Origin of the sequence: Streptomyces niphimycinicus (assembly GCF_018883605.1) — a bacterium.
Taxonomy (GTDB): Bacteria; Actinomycetota; Actinomycetes; order Streptomycetales; family Streptomycetaceae; genus Streptomyces; species Streptomyces niphimycinicus.
Genome location: NZ_JAHLEM010001293.1, coordinates 1 through 791, shown reverse-complemented (window position 1 = coordinate 791; position 791 = coordinate 1). Strand labels below are relative to the sequence as shown.

The following is a 791-nucleotide window of genomic DNA, read 5'->3' as shown; positions in this document are numbered from 1 at the left end:
GCATCCGCGCGCTCATACGCGACGGCGGCGCGCCTGCCACACCGCCGCCGCGCCGAGCAGGACCACGGCGGCGAGCCCGCCGATCAGCCCGGCCGAGGGGCCGGAGCCGCCATCCGCCTTGCCGCCGTCGCCCTTCGGGGCGGCGTGGGCGTCCTCGGAGGTGCTCACCTTGTCCCCGCAACCCGTCTCCGGATAGCCGGAGACGGCGCACAGCAGCGCGGCGGAGTTGTAGCGCAGCGGCTTCGCGACGGCGGCGAGCGCCTCCCCGGCGGACGCGTCCTCGCCGACCCGTGCGCACTCGGTACGGGGCGTGGGCGGCGTCCGGCGGTCGGGTGCGTCGGTGGCCGTGCCGAAGTCGATGACCACCGCGACCCGTTTGGTGCCGTCCGTGGCCGGGGTGTCGGCGCAGACGGCGGCGAAATCGGCCATGCCGCGCGGCCGGGTGGCGTCGTTCGAGTCCTCGCTGACCGCGAAGCGGAAACCGATCATGTCGCCGTCAGCGGGCCGCGCCGAGGAGGGCCCCTGGGTGGCGTAGCTCCAGCCCCCGCCGTCCCCGCCCCGCTGCCAGAACGACCAGTAGCGATACCCATCGGCAGCCTGCGCGGGCGCCGCGCCGACCATCGCGAACAGAACGAGAACGGGCAACAGCAGGGCGACGACGGGCAGCAGCGGCCGGGCGACGCGGGTGCGCGGGGCGAAGGGCACGCGCGTGCGTGGAGTCGAGGCCGCGCACGCACGCCGGACCCACGCCTCGTGGGCGCGCGGGGCCGATGCGGTGTGCGTGCGTGTGG

The 791-nt window shown here is 76.4% G+C and carries 1 protein-coding gene; it reads right to left on the bottom strand.

What is annotated here, in order from left to right:
• Window positions 1-12 precede the first annotated feature (12 nt).
• Window positions 13-621 carry an SCO2322 family protein gene (locus KN815_RS49415; RefSeq protein WP_253209754.1) on the bottom strand — a complete coding sequence of 203 codons (609 nt, stop codon included), beginning with the start codon at window positions 619-621 and terminating at the stop codon, window positions 13-15.
• Window positions 622-791 lie beyond the last annotated feature (170 nt).